1 pseudogene is annotated in these 470 nt (G+C 59.8%); it reads right to left on the minus strand.

Annotation, left to right across the window (positions count from 1 at the left end):
* A pseudogene (locus tag KNO86_RS14595) lies at positions 1 to 470 on the minus strand (glutamine--fructose-6-phosphate transaminase (isomerizing)); the annotation flags it as partial.

Below are 470 nucleotides of genomic sequence, written 5' to 3' on the forward strand. Positions count from 1 at the left end.
TCGTTCTGGTAGTGCTGGATGATGTTGCGGATGACGGCCGGCTGCTCGTCCATCTCCTTCAACATGTAGTGCGCGTACGTGCCCTTCTCGATGTCTGACGCGTCGATCTCGGCCGTGTACGGTGCACGTTCGAGCACTTCGCCGTCGAGCGTCTTGATCGTCGCCGACTCACGCGTGAGGATGACGATCTCGCCGTCATGGAGCTCGAGGTACTGGTCTGTCACCTGGAGCATCGCCATCGCGTCCGATGCGACGACGTTGAACGTGCCGTCACCGAGTCCGACGAGAAGCGGTGACTTGTTCTTCCCGATATAGAGGCGCTCTTTGTCCTCTGAGTCGATCATCGCGATCGCGTACGAACCGTGGAGGTCCGAGAGCGTCTTGCGGAACGCCGCCTCGACATCACCGAGCTCGACGAAGTGCTTCTCCATGAGCTGGACGATGACTTCCGTGTCCGTCTCCGAGAGGAA

The sequence above is a fragment of the Exiguobacterium sp. s160 genome, assembly GCF_018617575.1.
Classification (GTDB): domain Bacteria; phylum Bacillota; class Bacilli; order Exiguobacteriales; family Exiguobacteriaceae; genus Exiguobacterium; species Exiguobacterium aestuarii_A.